The organism is Cupriavidus sp. GW823-FHT07B10 (assembly GCF_058794355.1).
This window is the reverse complement of record NZ_JBXAGS010000015.1, coordinates 94,553-112,093: the sequence shown is the minus strand read 5'-3', so window position 1 is coordinate 112,093 and position 17,541 is coordinate 94,553. Positions and strand designations below refer to the sequence as shown.

The following is a 17,541-nucleotide window of genomic DNA, read 5'->3' as shown; positions in this document are numbered from 1 at the left end:
GCCTGGCCTGGCCTTATTGGGTTGGCGCCGAACCAAACAGTGCGCGCGGACAACCCAACCTAGCTCGCCTCGTGCTCGTCCCGGTGGATATTGATCACATGCCGAGCCTCGAAGCACAGCGGCATGCCCGGGTTCATCTCCTCGGTGCAATACGGCTGGTTATCGAGCTCGCCGGTATAAAGGCTGCCCTCGCGCCCGGTGACGATCACCCACATCCGCTCCACGTGAACCTCTTCGCTGCCCGTCTCGTCCGCGACCAGGATGCGGAAGATCAGCTTGACCAGCTGGCCGGGTGCGAGTGCATCACGCTCCTCGCGCGGCGGCATCCAGAAGGTCTCGGGATGGGCGGCGGCGATGGGCTCGGCGTCGTCGAGCTCCCATCCGTCTTCGTCCAGGGTTGTCAATCGCATGTCCATTTTCAGCCTTCCGCAATCTCTCAGGTGCGGGCATGATCGCAGCAAATGCGCCGGTCGGCGAGAGCCTGGCCGGCGTGCGGGACTTTCAACAGGGAACATGTACCCATGACAAGCAAGAAGGAAGCAGCGGTGCGCTGCGGCTGGTGCGGCACGCTGGAGGACTATTGCCACTACCACGACACCGAGTGGGGCTTTCCGGTCGCCGACGACCGCCGGCTGTTCGAGAAGCTGTGCCTGGAAGGCTTCCAGTCCGGCCTGAGCTGGCTGACCATCCTGCGCAAGCGCGAGGCCTTCCGCAAGGCATTTGCCAATTTCGACATCGAAAAGGTGGCGCGCTTCGGCGAGCGCGATATTGCGCGCCTGCTCGGCGACGCCGGCATCGTGCGCCACCGCGGCAAGATCGAGGCGGCCATCAACAATGCGCAGCGGGCCCGCGAACTGCTGGAGACGGAATCATCGCTGGCCGCCTACTTCTGGCGCTTCGAGCCCGATCCGGCCAGCCGGCCCAAAGTGCTGACACCCGAGGTGCTGCGAACCATGGCGACCTCGCCGGAATCCACGGCGCTGTCAAAGGACCTGAAGAAGCGCGGCTGGCGCTTTGTCGGTCCCACCACCATGTACGCGCTGATGCAGGCGATGGGGCTGGTCAATGACCACCAGGAAGGCTGCACGACCCGTGCCGAGGTACTGGCTGCACGCAAGGTGTTCAAGGTGCCGCGCTAGCGTTGCGTGGACGTATACCCGGCGCGCCAGGTATACGCCGGCGTACCAGCGCCATGGCCCGCGTAAACGTCAGGCCAATGCGAACAGCGCAATGGTCCTGTCTATGTCTTTAATATTGTTTACGTATGTAAACATAGTAGTAGTAGGTAAACCAGGCATCAGGCCGTGGATAAGTCACCTTTCCCCTTTTGGCTCAGGGACTTGCAACAAAGATAACCACTGCGGGATAACCCTGATTCGCCGGGATAGCGCGGCAGTCACGTATACGTCGGCAGTGCGGGCGCCCGAGTTATCCGTATACGTCCCACAAGGCGCCCCCAGGCGGGGCACAGCTTGTCCGGCCGGTTATCCCCAGCAACCGGCAAAGATGTCCACAGGCCGGGCTCAGGCAGCGCTGGCCTGGCTGCTCATGTATACGGGATCGACGTGCGTCATCACGTTGAGCACGTGATGGTTCTCCAGGGTGCGGCGCCGGGCTTCGACCGCGATCGCATGCCCCTGCGCCACCGTCAGCGCGGCATCGATCTCCAGGTGCACGTCAACCAGCACCTGGTCGCCCATCTTGCGGGTGCGCAGGTCGTGCAGGCCCAGCACGCCGGGCGTGCCCAGCATGGTCGCGCGGATCGCTGCGACGGTTTCCTCGTCGGCCGCGCGGTCCATCAGGTCGTTAAGCGCATCCCAGCCGAAACGCAGGCCCATGCGCGCAACCATCAGCCCGACCACGATGGCCGCCACCGGGTCGAGCATGTGGTAGCCCAGCAGGTTGCCGCCAATACCCAGCGCCACCACCAGCGACGAGGCCGCATCCGAGCGCGCATGCCAGGCATTGGCCACCAGCATGCCCGAGCGCACGCGCCGCGCCACCGCGAGCATGTAGCGGAACAGCAGTTCCTTGGACACCAGCGCGACCAGCGCCACCCACAAGGCCACTGGCTGCACCGGCTGCAGGCTGGCCGGGTGCTGCAATTTGTCCACCGCCGCCCACAGCATGCCTGCCCCCACCGCCAGCAGCAGCACGCCAAGTGCCAGCGACGCCGCGGTCTCGAAGCGCAGGTGGCCGTACTGGTGGTGGGCGTCCGGATCCTTGCGGCTCTGCCAGGCGGCCAGCAGCACCACGAAGTCGGACAGCAGGTCCGAGAGGGAATGCGCGGCGTCGGCGATCAGCGCCTGCGAGCCAGAGATGACACCGGCCACCGCCTGCGCGGCGGTCAGACCGATATTGACGGCCACGCTGACCAGCGTGCTGCGCCGGCCAGCCCGGTGGCGCGCGTCGGCCTCGGCCGGGCTGGCGGCGGTGGCGTCGTCCGGAAGGCCGGCGGATGCCGGCCGCAGAGGGTTGTGTTCCGATTCCATCGGGGTGACTATAGCCCAACATCCGCGATAGGCGGACCGGGCCACGGCGGCGCTGCCGTGCTGATTTCGTAACAGCGCTGGCGAAGTTCTGGTGTCGCCTTTACCGTTACACAGGACGGAAACACCCGGACACTGCAAGGAGGACCCAACGATGGCGATTCGGTCACTTGCCTCGCACAGCACATCCCAGCTGCGCCGCCTGGTCGGACAGATGCAGGCGGAAGTCGATGCATTAGAGAACCTTTCCACCCCTGACGCCGATGCGCAAAGCCGCCTTGGCTATGCCATCGGCCGCCTGCGCGACGGCATCGAGGCGGTCGAGGACGCGCTGCAGTCGCTGCGCGCGCTGCAACAGGTACGGCCCTCGGCGATGAAGGCCCGCCGGCCAACCCGGGTGGCCTAGCCTACCCGCGCCTGCACGCTGGCGCGACCCAGCTCCTTGTTGTCCCCATGGGCCGGCTTACGCCGCCGGGCAATAGCGCAGCGCCCGCGACATGGCCGCGCACGCCGCCGGCACCGGGCCGATGACGGGAATCGGAAAGCGCTGGCCCAGCGCCCGGGCGGCCTCGCCCAGCGGGCCGCCGCCGATGATCACGGCTTGCGCGCCGTCGGCTCGGATGCAGGTATCGACTGCGCCCGCCAGCAGGTCTTCCTGCTGCTGCGGCGCGCCGCCCAGCGCGCGCGGATCGCCCTCGGTGAAGCGCGTGCCCGTGAACAGCTCGTCCAACCCCTGCCGGCGCACGCTGGCGCTGATCGACGCCGCCAGCCGCGGCGTGGTGGTGGCGATGCCGAAGCGCCGCCGCCCGGCCGCGGCCGCGTGCATCGAGGCTTCGCCGATACCCACCACCGGCACTGACAGCTGCGCGCGCAGGGCCTCGATGCCGGGGTCGCCGAAGGCGCCGACGATCACGCCGTCGGCACCGCCGGCCAGGCGCAGCATGTCTGCATCACACATAGCCTCGGCGGCGACGGCAAGGTCGTCTTCATCGATGATCATCGGCGCCCCGCGCGAGACCGTCGCGCCGACCACGGCCGGCGGCGCGGCCATGGCCTGCGCGAACCAGGCGCGCGCGATCTCGACCATCATCTGCGTGGTGGCACTCGACGTATTCGGGTTGATCAGCAGGATGTGGCTCATGGATGTCTCTTGAGATTCAGGATTGCCAGCGCAGGGACATCGCCAGCGGGTGGCTCGATTTCCTGTTGGCTTGCATGGGATCGAACAAGGCCCCGGCGGGTGTAGGTTGGCGGCGGCAAAGGCGCGTACGCCTGTGCCGAGGAGTCAACGATAGCGTATGGCGGCTGCCAGCGCGAGATGACGGACAGCGCGGGCGGCAGAAACACAAAAGCCCCGGAAAGCGTTGGCTTTCCGGGGCTTTTGCGCGGGATATCTGGTGGACCGAAGGAGGATCGAACTCCCGACCTCTGCATTGCGAACGCAGCGCTCTCCCAGCTGAGCTATCGGCCCGTGGCGGTTGATTGTAGCGTAATACCGCAGCGCCCTTCAATCCTCTGCGCGGCGCGTGACGGGGCCGCACAACATCAGGCGGCCATGCCCGGATTGCCGTCCATGCCGCGCACGCGCGGCAGGTTCAGCGGGCGGGCGCTGACTTCCCTGGTGCTGCGCAGCCACTGCGCCATCACGTCCCAGATCGGCGCGCCGCCGGCCTGGCGCGCCTCTTCGGCCACCGGGGCCCAGCCCGCCACCTTGTAGGTCTTGCCGGCTTCCAGCGGCTTGCCGGCCAGGCGCATGTCGCTGATGCGCTTGCCCATGCCGGCGGTCGGATCGATGGTGTACTGCAGCCCGCCCACGCGCACCATGTCGCCGCCCTGCTGGTAGTACGGGTCGGGGTTGAACAGGTTGTCGGCCACGTCTTCCAGGATGGTCTTGATGGTCTCGCCGCTCATCTGCGTCACCGTGGTGTACGGGTAGGTGATGGCGGTCTGGTCCATCAGGTGTTCCATGGTGATGGCCTCGCCCGGCAGCAGCGTGGTGCCCCAGCGGAAGCCCGGCGAGAACGCGATCTGCGCGCCCTGGGCCTGCATCAGGCCGTCCAGGATCAGCTGGTCGAAGGTGCCATTGAAATTGCCGCGGCGGTACAGCAGGCCGCGGTTGACGGCCAGCACTTCGCCCAGTTTTTGCTCATAGGGCGCGCGTACCTTCCTGATCAGCGCGTCCATGGCGGGATCGGCCGGCAGGTAGTTGGCGAACACCGGCAGCAGCCGGTAGCGAAAGTCCGCGACCTTGCCGCGCTTCACATCAAAGTCCAGCACGCCGAGGAACTTGCCGTTGGAGCCGGCATTGGTCACCAGCGTGGTGCCGCCGGCATTCTTCACCGGCACCGGCGCGGGCATGCCGTCATGGGTATGGCCGCCCAGGATGGCATCGAGCCCGCGCACGCGCGAGGCCAGCTTCAAGTCCACATCCATGCCGTTGTGGGACAGCAGCACCACCGCCTGCGCGCCCTTGCCGCGCGCTGCGTCGATGACCTGCTGCAGGTTCTCTTCCTGGATGCCGAAGGTCCAGTCCGGCACGAAGTAGCGCGGGTTGGCGATGGGCGTGTACGGGAACGCCTGGCCGATGATGGCCACCGGCACGCCGTTGATCTCGCGGATCACGTACGGATCGAACACCGGATCGCCGAAATCGTTGGTCTTGACGTTCTGCGCCAGGAAGGCGACCTTGCCCTTGAAGTCCTTGTCGACGATCTCCTTGACGCGGTCCGCGCCCAGGGTCATCTCCCAGTGCGGCGTCATCACGTCCACGCCCAGCGCCAGCGCGGCGTCGACCATGTCCTGGCCCTTGGTCCATAGCGCGGTGGCCGAGCCCTGCCAGGTATCACCGCCATCGAGCAGCAAGGCGCCCGGCCGGTCCGCCTTCAGCCGTTTCACCAGCGTGGCCAGGTGCGCAAACCCGCCGACCTTGCCATAGCGGCGCGCGGCCTCGTTGAAATCCAGGTAGGTGAACGCATGCGCCTGCGGCGTGCCGGGGCGGATGCCGTACTGGCGCAGCAGCGCGTCGCCGACCAGGTGCGGCGGCTTGCCGGCATAGTCGCCGATGCCCAGGTTGACGTTGGGCTCGCGGAAATACACCGGCCGCAGCTGCGCATGGCAGTCGGTGAAATGCAGCAGGTGGACGTTGCCGAAGCGCGGCAGGTCGTACATGGCCTCGGCGGCCTGCGCGGCGTGCGCGTCTTGATGGGGGAACGTCATGCCGCCGGCGCCGGCAATGGCCAGCACCTGCAGGAACTCGCGTCGGTTCATGTCTCTTCCTGGAATTGGCGCTGGCGGTCGGCCCTGGCGCGGGCGTCCGCCATCGCAAAACTATGGCCGCGCGTACCGCTCCAGCGCCGCCACGTCGTCTTCAAGCATTTCGCCCACTTCCTTCTGCGCCACGCGGCCGCGCGCGTCGATCACGTACAGCTCCGGCAGTCCCTTGCGCTTGCCGAACACGGCCTGCAGCTCGGGCGAATCCATCGTCGCCGGGAAGGTGTAGCCGCGCTTCTTCATGTAGTCGGCAGCCTCGCGCGGATCCTTGTCGATGCTGATGGTCAGCACCTGCAGCGGCGTGCCGCGCGTGCGTTCGTAAAGCTTCTGCAGGCGCGGGTTCTGCATCGCGCAGAACGGGCACCACGAGGCCCAGTATTCGACCACCAGCGGCTTGCCGGCCAGCGCGCCAGCGCTGAGCGTGCGTCCGTCGAGCGTGCGCACGTCGGGCAGGCGCACGGTGTCGCCGACCTCCAGCGCTGCCGCGCCAGCTGCGGCGCCGGTCAGGCTGAAGGCCAGCAGCCAGCGCAGCAGCACGGCAGGCGCGCGCATCGGCCTTACTGGTTGACCGGCGAGGCCGGGTCGAGCAGCAGCGCCATCACGTCGCGGATCTGGGCCTCGGTCAGGATGCCCTTGTGGCCAAAGCGCGGCATGTTGGAGCAGGCGGCGTAGGCGCTGGAGTCCCAGATCTTGCCCCAGGTGTACTTGATGACTTCCTGCGAGTTGCCGCGCAGCTTGCCGTACTGGTACAGCGACGGGCCGATATTGCCGAACGAGATCTCGGCCTTGGTCATCTGGTGGCAGGCGTAGCAATTGCCGCCGTTGGTGCCGCCGACCTGGTCGGTGAACTGCATGCCGCGGCCGTTCTGGGCGACCTTTTCGCCTTCCTTCCAGTCGCCCAGCCATTTGTCTTCGGCGGGGTATTTCACCTGCTTGAGCTCGGCCGCTTCGATCTTCTTGGCAAGCTTTGCCGGCACCTTGGTGCGGTCCGGGTACTGGCTGCAGGCCTGCTGCATGCCGTCCTGGTTGAGCACACCCTCGACCGTGACCGGCCCGCGCGACGAGAACGAGTCCTCGATCAGGTGCTTCATATCGGCACCGCTGACGGCGGCGGGCTTGCCCTTGGGCGCGCGGGCCTTGGCGCTGTCCTGCGCGTGGGCGCCGCTTGCCAGCAGGGTGGCCAGGGCCGCGATGGCCAGTGCCTGGTGTTGTCGTTGCATGTTGTCTCTCCCGTACTGGTCAGCGCTTCATCGCCGGACCGTCGTAGGTCCCGCCGTTGGCGTTCTTCGCCAGGAACATGGTCAGCGCGGTGATCACGTCCGAGCCATAGGCGGGTTCGGGAAAGCGCTGCTGGCGCAGGCAGTCGTACAGGCGGTGCTGCATGGTGCGGACCTCGCCCTGCGAGACGCGGTAGGCGGGCCAGGTGGTGTAGGCCGCCTGCGCGCCCTTGTCGGTCAGCAGGTTGGGCAGGTCCTGCAGGCGGATGCGCTGGCCGTCCACCGCATGGCAGGTGGCGCAGGCAAAGTCATAGGCGCCGCCGCGGTAGAAGAACATCTTCTCGCCCAGCGCATAGGTGCGCTTTTCTTCGGGATGGCCGAGCTGCACGTTCATCTTCACGCCGCGCGACTCGCCGGTCAGGTAGGCCACCAGGCGCTCGATCTCGGACGGCTTGCCCGACGACGAGAACGGGTTCTTCGTTGCCTCTTCCCTGGTCAGCCCCTGCAGCGTCATGCGGCAGTAGGCGAGCCGCTGCTCCAGGTCCATCACCTTGCCGGCGTCCTTGAAGTAGCGCGGCAGCTCGGCGTAGGCGCCCTTGGTCACGCCCGGGCCCTTGCCCAGGTCGCATTGTTCCAGCGAGGCGTTCTTCAGGCCGGCCGGCTTCTTCCACAGTTCTTCGCCTGCGGCTTCCCACAATTCGGCGGGATTGCCTTCGGCCAGCATCTGGCGGTACTTGGCGATTTCGTCGGCGGTGCTGCCCTGCGCATGCACGGCGGCAGCTGAGGCCACCGCAGCGGTGGCCGCCGCGGCCAGCGCGGCGCGCCGGGCCAGGCTTCGGATGGTGTTCATGGGGCTTCTCCTCGCGGCCTCGCACCGTGGCGGGCCGTTCTCTCTCTTGTTGCCGGAAGCTACGCCGCCCGGCTCAGGGCTTGATATAGGCGTAGCCTTCTTCGGCCTGCAGGCGCGCAATCTCGACCACGCCGGCCGGTACCACTTTGGCTTCCATCAACAGGCTCGATTCCGCAATCTTGCGTGCGGTCAGCGTGTTGCGGCACACGCGGAACTCCACCCCGGCCGAGGCCAGCGCGCCCACCGGGCCGTCAAAGGTGTTGCCGCGCGCATCCTTGGCGCCTTCGACCAGGAAATCGATGCCGTAGCCGAACGCCACCACCACGATCTTCGTTCCCGGCGCGCCGTTCAGGTGGTTGCGCAGGTTGCCCATCGCGCGCACCGCCTGGTCGATGCCTTCCGACAGCTGGTACACCACCTTGATGCGCCCGCCCTTGCCCGCAGCCGGCGCGGCCTGGGCCGCGGCTTTTGCCGACAGGCCGATGGCGGCCAGTGCCGCCGATGCTCGAATAAATGCTCGCCGCATGTTGTTCCTTCCCGCCGGGCCAGTCCCGGCATCCGTCCCGAACCTTAGCAGAGGACGGCATGGCCTGCCGGCCGCGGAACGGCTGTCAGGCGATGGTCGCTTCGTCGGTGCGCTTGTCGCCCTTGTTGTCGATCCAGGTCACTGCGACCTTGTCGCCCTTGGCGCCGCCCTTGAACTTGAAGTTCAGGAACGGGTCCTTCGACACCGCCGGGCCGAACTGGGCGCGGAACACTTCCTTGCCCTTGCACTGGGCGGTCACGGTCTGGATATGCCAGGCCGGCACGGCCTTGCCGGATGCGTCCTTGCGCTGGCCGGTTTCCATGTCGTGCTTCATCAGAATCTTGACGTCAACCACGCCGCCGTTTTCGGTGGCGCGTACGCGCATCGGGTCTGCCATGTGTTTCTCCTGTTGCAGTTTGGGAATCTCGATCCGGGGCGCGGCGTCAGCCGCCGCAGCCGCCCAGCGTGACCTTGATTTCCTTCGATGCCACGTACCACTTGCCGCCGGCCTTGACCGCGGCATGCACGACCGAGGTCTGGCCCATCTTCACGCGCGTGGAGACGAACGGCTCGGTGCCGGCCGGGATGATGAAGTCGGCGGCCAGCGTGTTGGGGTTCTTTTCCACCAGGATCGCGATCTGCTCGGTATCCGGGATGGTGCTGGTCACGGCCACCGGCACCACGGCGCCGTTCTCGGCGATGTCGGGGGCGGTGAAGGTGATGGCGGTGCTTTTCTCGGTGCCGCTGCCGCCGAGCGCCTTGATCACGTCGGCAACGCTCTTGCCGTCAAAGGCGTTCTTGTTCCACTCGGCCGCCTGCGCCTCGCTGATCAGGCCGGTGGCGGCCATCAGCGACAGGACAGCGGTGACCCGCAGCACTTCTCGTCGTTTGGAATTCATGTTTCTGCTCTCCGGCTACTCCGTTCCAGTCGGTCGATGACCGCTTCGGGGATCTGCTTCATGCGGCCGGTACATGGCCGGCCGCTGGTCTGTCCTAGCCGCGCGGCATTCACCGCCCGGCCTGGTGCATCGGCGGACTGCCCGCCTGGTCGGTAAGGCTTACTTGGCGGGGGCGCCAGCCAGCACCCACTCGACCACGGTCTTCAGGTCGGCGTCGTTGAGCGCCGCATTCGCGGGCATCGGCACCGGGCCCCAGACGCCCGAGCCACCGCTCTTGACCTTCTTGGTCAGCGTCGCCAGGGCGTTCTTGTCGCCCTTGTACTTGGCGGCCACTTCCTTGTAGGAAGGTCCGACCAGCTTCTTGTCGACCTGGTGGCAACCCATGCAGGCGTTCTTGTTGGCGATCTCCTGTGCCTTGGCGGCATCGACCGCGTGGGCCGATGCGGCGGCGCCGAGCATCAGCGCTGCGATGACAAACTGCTTCATTGTTAAGCTCTCCAAGCTCTGTAAAGCCGTGGGGACGGCAAAGGCCGCTGGGCCGTACTGCAATGGCTTCGCGGCACACACTGGCCGCCGCCCGGGGGCACTGCGGTGGCCAGTCCGCTATTTTGCCTCAAGAATCCAGCCCACCATGGCCTGCACGTCGGAATCCGGGATCTGTGGCTGCGCCGGCATCGGCACGCTGCCCCATGCGCCCTGCCCGCCTGCCTTGACCTTGCGCGCCAGCGCGCCATGCGCGTCCTGGCCCTTGTACTTGCCGGCGATGTCGGCAAAGGACGGCCCAACCAGCTTGCGGTCCATCGCATGGCAGGCCATGCACTGGTACTGGCTGGTGAGCCGCGCGCCCGGCGCGGCCGGCTCCGAAGGAGCTGATGCAGCACTTTTCGATACGGTATTGCCCGCGGCCACGCCGCGCACCGGGCCGAAGCTCCGCTGCTGCTGCGCCAGTTCGCCATGGGCATCGCGGGCATAATCCGGTATCGACGAGGTAATCGCCACCTTGCCGGCGCAATCCTTCATGCAGGCCGTATTGCGCGTGTCCGGGCGGCCGCGCCCCGGCCACAGGCCGTGGCCGGTGGTCATGCCGTCGCGGTTGGGCATGCGCCGCTGGATCTCGGCGATATTGGCGTCGGACAGCGTGAAGTCGGCCGGGACGACCTCGCCCAGGTGCAGCATATAGGCGGTGACCGCGTAGACGTCGCCCACGCTCAGGCTCTTGGGCGCGTTCCACGGCATGGCGCGGTGGATGTAGTCCCACAGCGTGCTGACGGTGCTGACCTTCATCAGCGTGGTGCGGTACGGCTGGTTGCCGGTCATGCCGGCCACGCGGCCGCGCCTGATGTCTTCGGCGGTGGTGCCGCCGACCAGCGGCGTGAACACCTCGTTGGATTCGCCGAAGTCGCCGTGGCACGACGCGCACTTGCCGTCCCAGACCTTCTGCCCCTGCGCCACCGTGCCGCTGCCCCTGGGCAGGCCCTGGAAGTCCGGGCGCACGTCGATGTCCCACGCGGCGACTTCGGCGGGCGTGGCGGTGCGGCCAAGTGCCGCACGCGCGTCGGCCGTGCCCGCCCACGCCGGGGCGGCGCTGACGGCTGCCAGCACCAGGGCGGCGGCGGTCCTGAGTTCAGCCCACATGGACATTGGACACCTCGCCGCCTGCCGCCACCTGCCAGCTCTGGATAGCGTTGTTGTGGTAGATCGAGCGCGTGCCGCGCACCGCGCGCAGCTGCCCCAGCTTCGGCTGCACATAGCCGGTGTCGTCGATGGCGCGGCTTTGCAGGATGGCGGGGCCGCCGTCCCAGACCCAGTCCAGGTTGAAGCGCGTCAGGCACTTGGACAGCACCGGCGCCTCCAGCCGCGCGCTGCGCCAGTTGCGCCCGCCGTCGGTCGAGACATCGACACGCCTGATGCGCCCGCGCCCCGACCACGCCAGCCCGCTGATGTTGTAGAAGCCCTTGCCCACCATCTGCTGCCCGCCCGAAGGCGTGGTGATGACCGACTTGCACTCCTGGATCGAGGTGTACTGGCGCAGCTTGCCGTCCGGCATCATGTCCACGTAGTGGATGGTCTCGTCCTTCGCATTCCACGGCTGGTCGCCCAGCTCCAGCCGGCGCAGCCACTTGACCCACGACACCCCCTGCACGCCCGGCACCACCAGCCGCAGCGGATAGCCGTTCTCGGGGCGCAGCATCTCGCCGTTCATGCCCCAGGCGACGATGATCTCGTCGGCCAACTCCATCGGGATGGTGCGCGTCATCGACGAGCCATCGCCGCCTTCGGCCAGCAGGTAGCGGCCGCGGCGCAGGTCGGCGCCGGCATCGTCCAGCAGCACCCGCAGCGGCACGCCGGTGAACTCGCAGCACGACAGCATGCCGTGGGTGTACTGCACCGTGGGCACGGCCACGTTGCCCCATTCCATGCCGGTGTTGGCGCCGCATTCGATGAAATGCATGCGCGACACCGCCGGCAGGCGCATCAGGTCGTCCATGGTGTAGACGCGCGGCGTGCGCACCAGGCCGTTGAGCATCAGGCGGTGGCGGGCCGGGTCGATATCGTGCCAGCCCTGGTGGTGGCGCTCGAAATGCAGGCCGTTGGGGGTGATGATGCCGAAGAAGCCCTGCAGCGGCGCGAAGGCCACCGAAGCGGCGGAGACGCGCGTCAGGCCCGGCGACTCGCGCCGCACCAGGTTTTTCTCATGCACGGAGGGCTGCCCGTACGGGCGTGCAGCCACCGGCTGGCCGAGCGAGGTGGCCCACGGCTGCGGCTGCAGGATGGCGGGATCGCCGTCGGCTGCCAGTGCCTGGCGGCCCGCCGTGGCGGCGGCAATCCCCGCGGCCGCGCCCAGGAAGCTCTTGCGCAGGAAGTCGCGCCGCGGCGCGTCCAGGCCGTGCCGGCCGATGTCCTGCTGCAGCGATGCGCTGACGAAGTGCTCGGGCGCGGGCACGATGCGCCCGGGCCGGTTCCGTTCCTGCAAATCGGTCTCCTCCGGCGCGCTCGCCACGGCCCTTGGACCGGTCGGCGTGCCTGTTATCGGGCCGCTGCAGCGGGTGCGGCAGCGATCCGTTTACCGGAAGAGCTGAGCTAGCCTGCGGTGCGCCGCCTGCGCGCCGGGGCTTCGGGTGCCGGCTGTGCCATGAAGCGGTCGACCACGCCGGAGGGCAAGGCGCTGTCCTCCAGCCGGCTCGCCACCTGCACGCAGACCGTGCGGCACAGCTCGATCACGCTTTCGTCCGCAATGGCGTAGAACACCAGGTTCGCCTCCTTGCGGCGCGACAGCACGCCCGAGCGGTACATCGCGTTGAGATGCCGCGACACATTGGTCTGCGACGAACCCACCGTCTCGACCACCGTGCTGACCGGCTTCTCGCCATCGCACAAGGCGTGCAGGATCTTCAGCCGCGTCGGCTCCGCCAACAGGCTGAAGTAGCCCGATACCTTTTCGAATACGCGATCCAGCTCTTCCATGGCATCCAATATATTCGTATATGCGTGAATGCGCATATAGTGTTTACCCACTGATGCAGCACAGCATAAGTGCGGCGGGAGGATCAGCGGCGCGCCAGCGCCCTGCCCGCCCACAGGCGCTGGCCGAACACATTGAGCAGCAGCCCGGCCATTACCACTGCCGCGCCCGCCCACTGCGCGCCGGACAGGTCCTCGCCAAGCAGCACATGCGCCGACACCAGCCCCACCACCGGCACCAGCAGCGTCAGCGGCGCCACCTGGCTGGCCGGGTAGCGCGTCAGCAGCCGGCCCCACATGGTGTAGCCGAACACCGTCGCCGCAAAGGCCAGGTAGGCCACGGCGAACACGGCCATGCCCGACACATGGGTGACGCTCTGCACGATGCGCGCCGGGCCCTCGACCCACAGCGACAGCAAGGCGAACGGCACGATCGGGATCAGCGCGCCCCAGATCACCAGCCCCAGCAGGTCGACCGGGCCGATCTTCTTGCTGACGATATTGCCGCTGGCCCAGCAGAACGCCGCGCACAGCGTCAGCACGAAGCCCGCCACGCTCATGCCGCCGGCGCTGCCGGCACCGGCCCCGATCAGGGCCAGCCCGCCCGCCGCCACCGCCATGCCCGCGATGTTGTGCCAGCGCACCGGCTCGCCCAGCCACAGCGCCGCAATGGCCAGCGTGAAGAAGGCCTGCGACTGCAGCACCAGCGAGGCCAGGCCGGCCGGCATGCCGACCGCCATGGCGTAGAACAGGAAGGCGAACTGGCCCAGGCTGATGGTGACGCCGTAGGCCAGCAGCAGCCGCCACGGCACGCGCGGGCGCGGCACGAAGAAAATCGCCGGGAACGCCACCAGCAGGAAGCGCAGCGCACCCAGCAGCATCGGCGGCATGTCCGCCAGGCCAACCTTGATGACGACGAAGTTGACGCCCCAGACGCAGACGATGGCGAGGGCGAGTAGACGGTCTCTGGCTTGCATGAGGGGGCTGGGGGCGCGGCCCGGCACAGTGCCGGACAAAACCCGTAGGGTAGCAGCCCCCGGCCTTCGGGGCATGGCCCGCCCTGCACCTACCCCAGCATCTCCGCCCAAATGCCCTTGGCCCATGCCAGTGCGTAGTCGCCTTCGAGCTGGTTCGGCGCCTCCGACAGCCCGCCCGATCCCGGCACCGTGACCATGGTCTTCTGCGCCGCGTCATAGCGATGCACGCTGGCCACGTGCACCGCCTCGCGGTCGGAGGTGAAGCTGTAGCAGGTGTTGTTGTAGAGCGGCTGCGGGTCGGGTGCCCGGCCCGACAGCAGCGCGACCATGGCCGCGGCCGCGACCTTGCCATGCTGGTTGGCCATATGGCCCGACTTGGGCATCAGCGGCGCGATCTGGATGGCATCGCCGATCACGTGGATATTGGCCGCGGCGCGCGACTCGAAGGTGACGAAGTCCACCTCGCACCACTTGCCATTGGCCGTGGCCAGCCCCGCCGACACCGCGATCGCACCGGCGCGCTGGGGTGGCAGCACGTTGAGCACGTCGGCACGCTCGTCGTCCTGCACCTCGAACTTGAGCGTGCGCGTGGCGGGGTCCACATCCACCGCGTTGAACTGCGGCCGGTATTCCACCATGCCCGGGTACTGCGACGCCCACACCTTGCGGAACAGCCCGGCCTTGGAGGTGATGTCGGGGTTGGCGTCCAGGATCAGCACCTTGCTGCGCGGCTTGTGCTGCCTGAAGTAGTACGCCACCTGGCAGGCGCGCTCGTAGGGTCCCGGCGGGCAACGGTAGGGCGCCAGCGGGACGCTGATGGCATAGGTGCCGCCGTCCGGCATGGCCTCCAGCTGGCGGCGCAGCGCAACGGTCTGCGGGCCCGCCTTCCAGGCGTGCAGGACCTGGTCGCCGCCGGGCTGCTTCAGCCCGGGCAGCGCATCGCTCATCATTTCGACGCCGGGCGACAGCAGCAGGCGGTCGTAGGGCAGCGTGGCGCCGCCCGCGAGGCGCACGGTCCGTTTGGCCGGGTCGATGGCCACGGCGGTATCGCGCACCAGCCGCACGCCGTGGCGGCGCACCAGCGCGTCGTACGGCAAGGTCAGGTCCGCCAGCTGCCGGCTGCCGCCGAGCACCAGGTTCGACAGCGGGCAGGAGATAAAGGCCGGATTGGGTTCGACCAGCGTGACCTCGATCGCCTGGCCGCTCCACTCGCGCAGGTAGCGCGCGGCGGTGGCGCCGCCGTAGCCACCACCCACCACCACCACCCTGGCCGGCGCCGCGGCGCGTGCCGACCCGACCCCGACCGAACCCAGTACTGCGGCGCCCGCGGCGCCCAGGAAGCTTCGTCTTTGCATGGTAGTCCCCCGCTGTCAGCGCACCGCGGCGAACCACGCCGTGATGGCCGCGATCTGGTCGTCGCTGTAACCCTTGGCAATCTGGTGCATCACCGTGGCCGGCCGCGTGCCGGCCTTGAAGGCCTGCATCTGCGCGGCCAGTTCCGCCTGCGGGCGGCCGGCCAGCGGCGGGATCGTGCTGCCCGCCGGCGCGCGCCCGGCAGGGCCGTGGCAGCTGGTGCAGGCGGCGGCCTGGCTGCGCGCACGCAGCGCGGCATCGGTGGCAGGGGCGGCGCTGTCTGCCGACAGCGCCGGCTGGGCGCCGCACAGCGCCGCGGCCAGCAGCGCCAGCCGCAGCAACACAGCGGGCCGGGGGAAGATTGTCATGGTCTCGCTCCGTGTAGGGCCGGCGCTGGGTTCCGCTTGGGGGCGGCCGGCGTGGCTACCGTAGCACATCGGGCAGGGACCGTGTGCGGTGAAAACCGCAGAAGGACAAACGGCGTCCGCATGAGCGGACGCCGTCGGAACCGGCCCGGGAAGCTGGGCCGGGCGCGTGCTCAGGGCAGGTTGCGGCCCGGCGGCAGCGTCACCGGCGAAGTCACCGGTGCGGCGACCGGGCTGGTGGTCGCGGTGGTGCCCGTGGCGGCCCCGGCCGGCGCATCGATCGGACCGCCCACGCCCGGCACCGACTGCACCGGCGCCGGCGTGCCGACATTGCCGTCGAACGACGGGTTCTGCGAGGTGGAAGCCGAGTCCAGGCGCGCGCGCTCGGTGTCGTTGACGTAGTCGAAGGCCTTGACCACCTTGGTCACGCCCGAGGCATTGCGCGCCACGTCGGTGGCGCGGTCGCCCTCGGCGGCGGTGACCACGCCCAGCAGGTAGACCACGCTCTTCTCGGTGGTGACCTTGATCGAGTTGGACGGCACGCCGTCGGCGGTCATCAGCAGGGTCTTGACCTTGCTGGTCAGGTAGGCGTCCTGGCTCTGGGTCATGAAGCCCGGCGAGTTGACGACCTCGAGCTCATTGATCACCACGCGCGCATTCTGCAGGCCACGCACATACTGCTCGACCTGCTGCTTGACGGTGTCGTTGCTGGCTTCGCCGGTCAGCAGCACCTTGCGGTTGAACACGGTCACGTTGACGCGGGCCTGGCCGCGGTAGCGCGAGTTGATGGTGTTCTCGGCCTCGAGCTGCAGGCCGCGGTCCACGGTCTGGGTGGCGGCCGGGCGGCGGTCGGTGGCCATGGCCACGCCGGTCCCCATGGCGCCGGCGATCACGGGGAAGCAGCCGGCGAGCTGGGTGGCGCAGACCAGCACGGCCGCCGCGGCCAGGCTGGCGCGGCCAAGGCCGGCGGTGCGGGAAGGATGGCGCGCGCCGGCGCCGTTCCGGGGGGCTTGCGTAGTGGGCAGGTTCGTCATGCGGTCCTTGCTGTGGCTGGATGTTGGGAATGGGAGGAAGGCAGCATCAGGCTTCCCCGAGCAGTGCCTCGTCGATGCCGTCGCACAGGCAATGCAGGGTCAGCAGGTGCACTTCCTGGATGCGCGCGGTGCGCTCGCTCGGCACGCACAGGTGGATATCGAATTCATCGAGCAGGCCGGCGATGGTGCCGCCACCCTTGCCGGTCAGCGCAACCACGGCCATCTCGCGCTGGCGCGCGGCTTCGATGGCGGCGATCACGTTGGCAGAATTGCCCGAGGTGGAAAGCGCCAGCAGGATGTCGCCGGGCTGGCCCAGCGCCTCGACCTGCTTGGAAAACACCTTGCTGAAGTCATAGTCGTTGCCGATCGCGGTCAGGATCGAGCTGTCGGTGGTCAGCGCGATCGCGGCCAGGCCGGGGCGCTCGCGCTCGAAGCGCCCGACCAGTTCGGCGGCAAAGTGCTGCGCATCGGCTGCGGAGCCGCCGTTGCCGCAGGCCAGGATCTTGTTGCCGCTGGTCAGCGCGCCGACCATGCGTTCCACGGCGGCGTCGATATAGGGGGCCATCACCGCCGCGGCCTGTCGCTTGGTCTCGGCGCTGTCTAGAAACTGTTGCTGGATACTGTCGATACTCATGGCTCTGGGGCCTTGTTGTTGCCATTGCGATCCGCGGATCGTACCTTAGGGTCTGCCGCGCATTATGAACCAGCCCCGGCGGCATCCTGGTCAAAGGCATGCTGCAGCCAGTCCAGCCGGCCGGGTTCCAGGGCCACCACGTCGAAGCGGCACGGCGGCACCTGCGCCAGCGTGGCCAGGTAGTGCGCTGCTGCCAGCAGCACGCGCCGCTGCTTGGCCGGCGTGACGCTGGCGGCCGCGCCGCCGAAGCCCCGGCCGCTGCGCTGGCGCACCTCAACGAACACCAGCGTGCCGTCCGGCGCGCGCATGACCAGATCGATCTCGCCGCCTTTGCAGCGATAATTGCGCACCACGGGCTCCAGGCCCTGGCGCCGCAGGTGTGCCAGGGCCCGGTCCTCCGCCTGCGCACCGCGTAGCTGTGTGTTTTGCAACTGCGTGGTGGATTTGAATGATGGCATCAACGGA

22 protein-coding genes and 1 tRNA gene are annotated in these 17,541 nt (G+C 68.3%); 2 read left to right on the top strand and 21 right to left on the bottom strand.

Going from position 1 to position 17,541, the window contains the following annotated elements:
- Positions 1-59: 59 nt before the first annotated feature.
- Entirely contained in the window at positions 60-416 is a 357-nt protein-coding gene (locus AC1Q6V_RS25945; RefSeq protein WP_010813433.1) for a hypothetical protein, read from the bottom strand.
- A gap of 105 nt (positions 417-521) precedes the next feature.
- Between AC1Q6V_RS25945 and AC1Q6V_RS25940 the strand changes: the two genes are divergently transcribed.
- Positions 522-1,139: a DNA-3-methyladenine glycosylase I gene (locus AC1Q6V_RS25940; protein WP_010813432.1), complete on the top strand. Its 618-nt coding sequence runs from the start codon at positions 522-524 to the stop codon at positions 1,137-1,139.
- A 384-nt stretch (positions 1,140-1,523) separates the two neighbouring features.
- On the opposite strand, the gene AC1Q6V_RS25935 is transcribed toward AC1Q6V_RS25940, so the two are convergent.
- Positions 1,524-2,492 (bottom strand): cation diffusion facilitator family transporter, encoded by a 969-nt coding sequence (locus AC1Q6V_RS25935; protein WP_439668347.1) that lies wholly within the window; start codon positions 2,490-2,492, stop codon positions 1,524-1,526.
- 151 nt (positions 2,493-2,643) lie between these two features.
- Between AC1Q6V_RS25935 and AC1Q6V_RS25930 the strand changes: the two genes are divergently transcribed.
- Positions 2,644-2,895, top strand: a complete 252-nt coding sequence (locus AC1Q6V_RS25930) for a hypothetical protein (protein ID WP_010813430.1) — start codon at positions 2,644-2,646, stop codon at positions 2,893-2,895.
- A gap of 57 nt (positions 2,896-2,952) precedes the next feature.
- Here AC1Q6V_RS25930 and AC1Q6V_RS25925 read toward each other — a convergent pair whose 3' ends face one another.
- The 19 genes from AC1Q6V_RS25925 to AC1Q6V_RS25835 all read right to left on the bottom strand — a co-directional run bounded on the left by AC1Q6V_RS25925 (position 2,953) and on the right by AC1Q6V_RS25835 (position 17,534).
- Positions 2,953-3,630, bottom strand: a complete 678-nt coding sequence (locus AC1Q6V_RS25925; RefSeq protein WP_010813429.1) for an aspartate/glutamate racemase family protein — start codon at positions 3,628-3,630, stop codon at positions 2,953-2,955.
- Between the two features lie 254 nt (positions 3,631-3,884).
- Positions 3,885-3,960 (bottom strand) — tRNA-Ala (locus tag AC1Q6V_RS25920).
- Positions 3,961-4,034: 74 nt separating this feature from the next.
- A complete protein-coding gene (gene soxB, locus AC1Q6V_RS25915) occupies positions 4,035-5,756 on the bottom strand; it encodes a thiosulfohydrolase SoxB (protein WP_454749985.1) in 1,722 nt (573 codons plus the stop codon).
- A gap of 60 nt (positions 5,757-5,816) precedes the next feature.
- Positions 5,817-6,311 (bottom strand): TlpA disulfide reductase family protein, encoded by a 495-nt coding sequence (locus tag AC1Q6V_RS25910; RefSeq protein WP_011616195.1) that lies wholly within the window; start codon positions 6,309-6,311, stop codon positions 5,817-5,819.
- A gap of 5 nt (positions 6,312-6,316) precedes the next feature.
- Positions 6,317-6,979: a sulfur oxidation c-type cytochrome SoxX gene (gene soxX / locus AC1Q6V_RS25905; protein ID WP_010812114.1), complete on the bottom strand. Its 663-nt coding sequence runs from the start codon at positions 6,977-6,979 to the stop codon at positions 6,317-6,319.
- Between the two features lie 19 nt (positions 6,980-6,998).
- Positions 6,999-7,826 (bottom strand): sulfur oxidation c-type cytochrome SoxA, encoded by an 828-nt coding sequence (soxA, locus tag AC1Q6V_RS25900; protein WP_454749986.1) that lies wholly within the window; start codon positions 7,824-7,826, stop codon positions 6,999-7,001.
- Positions 7,827-7,899: 73 nt separating this feature from the next.
- Positions 7,900-8,352, bottom strand: a complete 453-nt coding sequence (locus AC1Q6V_RS25895) for a DsrE family protein (protein WP_010812116.1) — start codon at positions 8,350-8,352, stop codon at positions 7,900-7,902.
- An 85-nt stretch (positions 8,353-8,437) separates the two neighbouring features.
- Positions 8,438-8,749: a thiosulfate oxidation carrier complex protein SoxZ gene (soxZ, locus tag AC1Q6V_RS25890; protein WP_010812117.1), complete on the bottom strand. Its 312-nt coding sequence runs from the start codon at positions 8,747-8,749 to the stop codon at positions 8,438-8,440.
- 46 nt (positions 8,750-8,795) lie between these two features.
- The gene (gene soxY / locus AC1Q6V_RS25885; protein WP_010812118.1) at positions 8,796-9,251 is read right to left on the bottom strand and encodes a thiosulfate oxidation carrier protein SoxY; all 456 of its coding nucleotides are present in this window, start codon (positions 9,249-9,251) and stop codon (positions 8,796-8,798) included.
- 159 nt (positions 9,252-9,410) lie between these two features.
- The gene (locus tag AC1Q6V_RS25880; protein ID WP_010812119.1) at positions 9,411-9,737 is read right to left on the bottom strand and encodes a c-type cytochrome; all 327 of its coding nucleotides are present in this window, start codon (positions 9,735-9,737) and stop codon (positions 9,411-9,413) included.
- 117 nt (positions 9,738-9,854) lie between these two features.
- Positions 9,855-10,892, bottom strand: a complete 1,038-nt coding sequence (locus AC1Q6V_RS25875; RefSeq protein ID WP_011616197.1) for a c-type cytochrome — start codon at positions 10,890-10,892, stop codon at positions 9,855-9,857.
- Positions 10,876-12,225: a sulfite dehydrogenase gene (gene soxC, locus AC1Q6V_RS25870; protein WP_011616198.1), complete on the bottom strand. Its 1,350-nt coding sequence runs from the start codon at positions 12,223-12,225 to the stop codon at positions 10,876-10,878. Before soxC ends, AC1Q6V_RS25875 begins: the two co-directional genes overlap by 17 nt.
- 107 nt (positions 12,226-12,332) lie before the next feature.
- Complete coding sequence (locus AC1Q6V_RS25865; RefSeq protein WP_011616199.1) at positions 12,333-12,752, bottom strand: ArsR/SmtB family transcription factor; 420 nt, start codon at positions 12,750-12,752, stop codon at positions 12,333-12,335.
- Between the two features lie 47 nt (positions 12,753-12,799).
- Positions 12,800-13,690, bottom strand: coding sequence for an O-acetylserine/cysteine exporter (locus tag AC1Q6V_RS25860; RefSeq protein ID WP_010812123.1), 891 nt, complete (start codon positions 13,688-13,690; stop codon positions 12,800-12,802).
- Between the two features lie 89 nt (positions 13,691-13,779).
- A complete protein-coding gene (locus tag AC1Q6V_RS25855; RefSeq protein ID WP_011616200.1) occupies positions 13,780-15,045 on the bottom strand; it encodes an NAD(P)/FAD-dependent oxidoreductase in 1,266 nt (421 codons plus the stop codon).
- A gap of 15 nt (positions 15,046-15,060) precedes the next feature.
- Entirely contained in the window at positions 15,061-15,411 is a 351-nt protein-coding gene (locus AC1Q6V_RS25850; RefSeq protein WP_010812125.1) for a c-type cytochrome, read from the bottom strand.
- A 170-nt stretch (positions 15,412-15,581) separates the two neighbouring features.
- A complete protein-coding gene (locus tag AC1Q6V_RS25845) occupies positions 15,582-16,442 on the bottom strand; it encodes a BON domain-containing protein (protein WP_010812126.1) in 861 nt (286 codons plus the stop codon).
- A gap of 46 nt (positions 16,443-16,488) precedes the next feature.
- Positions 16,489-17,076 carry a phosphoheptose isomerase gene (locus AC1Q6V_RS25840; protein WP_010812127.1) on the bottom strand — a complete coding sequence of 196 codons (588 nt, stop codon included), beginning with the start codon at positions 17,074-17,076 and terminating at the stop codon, positions 16,489-16,491.
- Positions 17,077-17,138: 62 nt separating this feature from the next.
- Positions 17,139-17,534: a YraN family protein gene (locus AC1Q6V_RS25835; RefSeq protein WP_010812128.1), complete on the bottom strand. Its 396-nt coding sequence runs from the start codon at positions 17,532-17,534 to the stop codon at positions 17,139-17,141.
- Positions 17,535-17,541: the final 7 nt, after the last annotated feature.

Coding starts and splice junctions, on each gene's coding strand:
- AC1Q6V_RS25925 (WP_010813429.1), bottom strand. CDS start 3,630: ATGAGCCACATCCTGCTGATCAACCCGAATACGTCGAGTGCCACCACG.
- AC1Q6V_RS25935 (WP_439668347.1), bottom strand. CDS start 2,492: ATGGAATCGGAACACAACCCTCTGCGGCCGGCATCCGCCGGCCTTCCG.
- AC1Q6V_RS25840 (WP_010812127.1), bottom strand. CDS start 17,076: ATGAGTATCGACAGTATCCAGCAACAGTTTCTAGACAGCGCCGAGACC.
- soxB (WP_454749985.1), bottom strand. CDS start 5,756: ATGAACCGACGCGAGTTCCTGCAGGTGCTGGCCATTGCCGGCGCCGGC.
- AC1Q6V_RS25860 (WP_010812123.1), bottom strand. CDS start 13,690: ATGCAAGCCAGAGACCGTCTACTCGCCCTCGCCATCGTCTGCGTCTGG.
- AC1Q6V_RS25850 (WP_010812125.1), bottom strand. CDS start 15,411: ATGACAATCTTCCCCCGGCCCGCTGTGTTGCTGCGGCTGGCGCTGCTG.
- AC1Q6V_RS25940 (WP_010813432.1), top strand. CDS start 522: ATGACAAGCAAGAAGGAAGCAGCGGTGCGCTGCGGCTGGTGCGGCACG.
- AC1Q6V_RS25930 (WP_010813430.1), top strand. CDS start 2,644: ATGGCGATTCGGTCACTTGCCTCGCACAGCACATCCCAGCTGCGCCGC.
- soxZ (WP_010812117.1), bottom strand. CDS start 8,749: ATGGCAGACCCGATGCGCGTACGCGCCACCGAAAACGGCGGCGTGGTT.
- AC1Q6V_RS25910 (WP_011616195.1), bottom strand. CDS start 6,311: ATGCGCGCGCCTGCCGTGCTGCTGCGCTGGCTGCTGGCCTTCAGCCTG.
- AC1Q6V_RS25845 (WP_010812126.1), bottom strand. CDS start 16,442: ATGACGAACCTGCCCACTACGCAAGCCCCCCGGAACGGCGCCGGCGCG.
- soxX (WP_010812114.1), bottom strand. CDS start 6,979: ATGCAACGACAACACCAGGCACTGGCCATCGCGGCCCTGGCCACCCTG.
- soxY (WP_010812118.1), bottom strand. CDS start 9,251: ATGAATTCCAAACGACGAGAAGTGCTGCGGGTCACCGCTGTCCTGTCG.
- AC1Q6V_RS25880 (WP_010812119.1), bottom strand. CDS start 9,737: ATGAAGCAGTTTGTCATCGCAGCGCTGATGCTCGGCGCCGCCGCATCG.
- AC1Q6V_RS25865 (WP_011616199.1), bottom strand. CDS start 12,752: ATGCGCATTCACGCATATACGAATATATTGGATGCCATGGAAGAGCTG.
- AC1Q6V_RS25855 (WP_011616200.1), bottom strand. CDS start 15,045: ATGCAAAGACGAAGCTTCCTGGGCGCCGCGGGCGCCGCAGTACTGGGT.
- AC1Q6V_RS25835 (WP_010812128.1), bottom strand. CDS start 17,534: ATGCCATCATTCAAATCCACCACGCAGTTGCAAAACACACAGCTACGC.
- AC1Q6V_RS25875 (WP_011616197.1), bottom strand. CDS start 10,892: ATGTCCATGTGGGCTGAACTCAGGACCGCCGCCGCCCTGGTGCTGGCA.
- AC1Q6V_RS25945 (WP_010813433.1), bottom strand. CDS start 416: ATGGACATGCGATTGACAACCCTGGACGAAGACGGATGGGAGCTCGAC.
- soxA (WP_454749986.1), bottom strand. CDS start 7,826: ATGAACACCATCCGAAGCCTGGCCCGGCGCGCCGCGCTGGCCGCGGCG.
- AC1Q6V_RS25895 (WP_010812116.1), bottom strand. CDS start 8,352: ATGCGGCGAGCATTTATTCGAGCATCGGCGGCACTGGCCGCCATCGGC.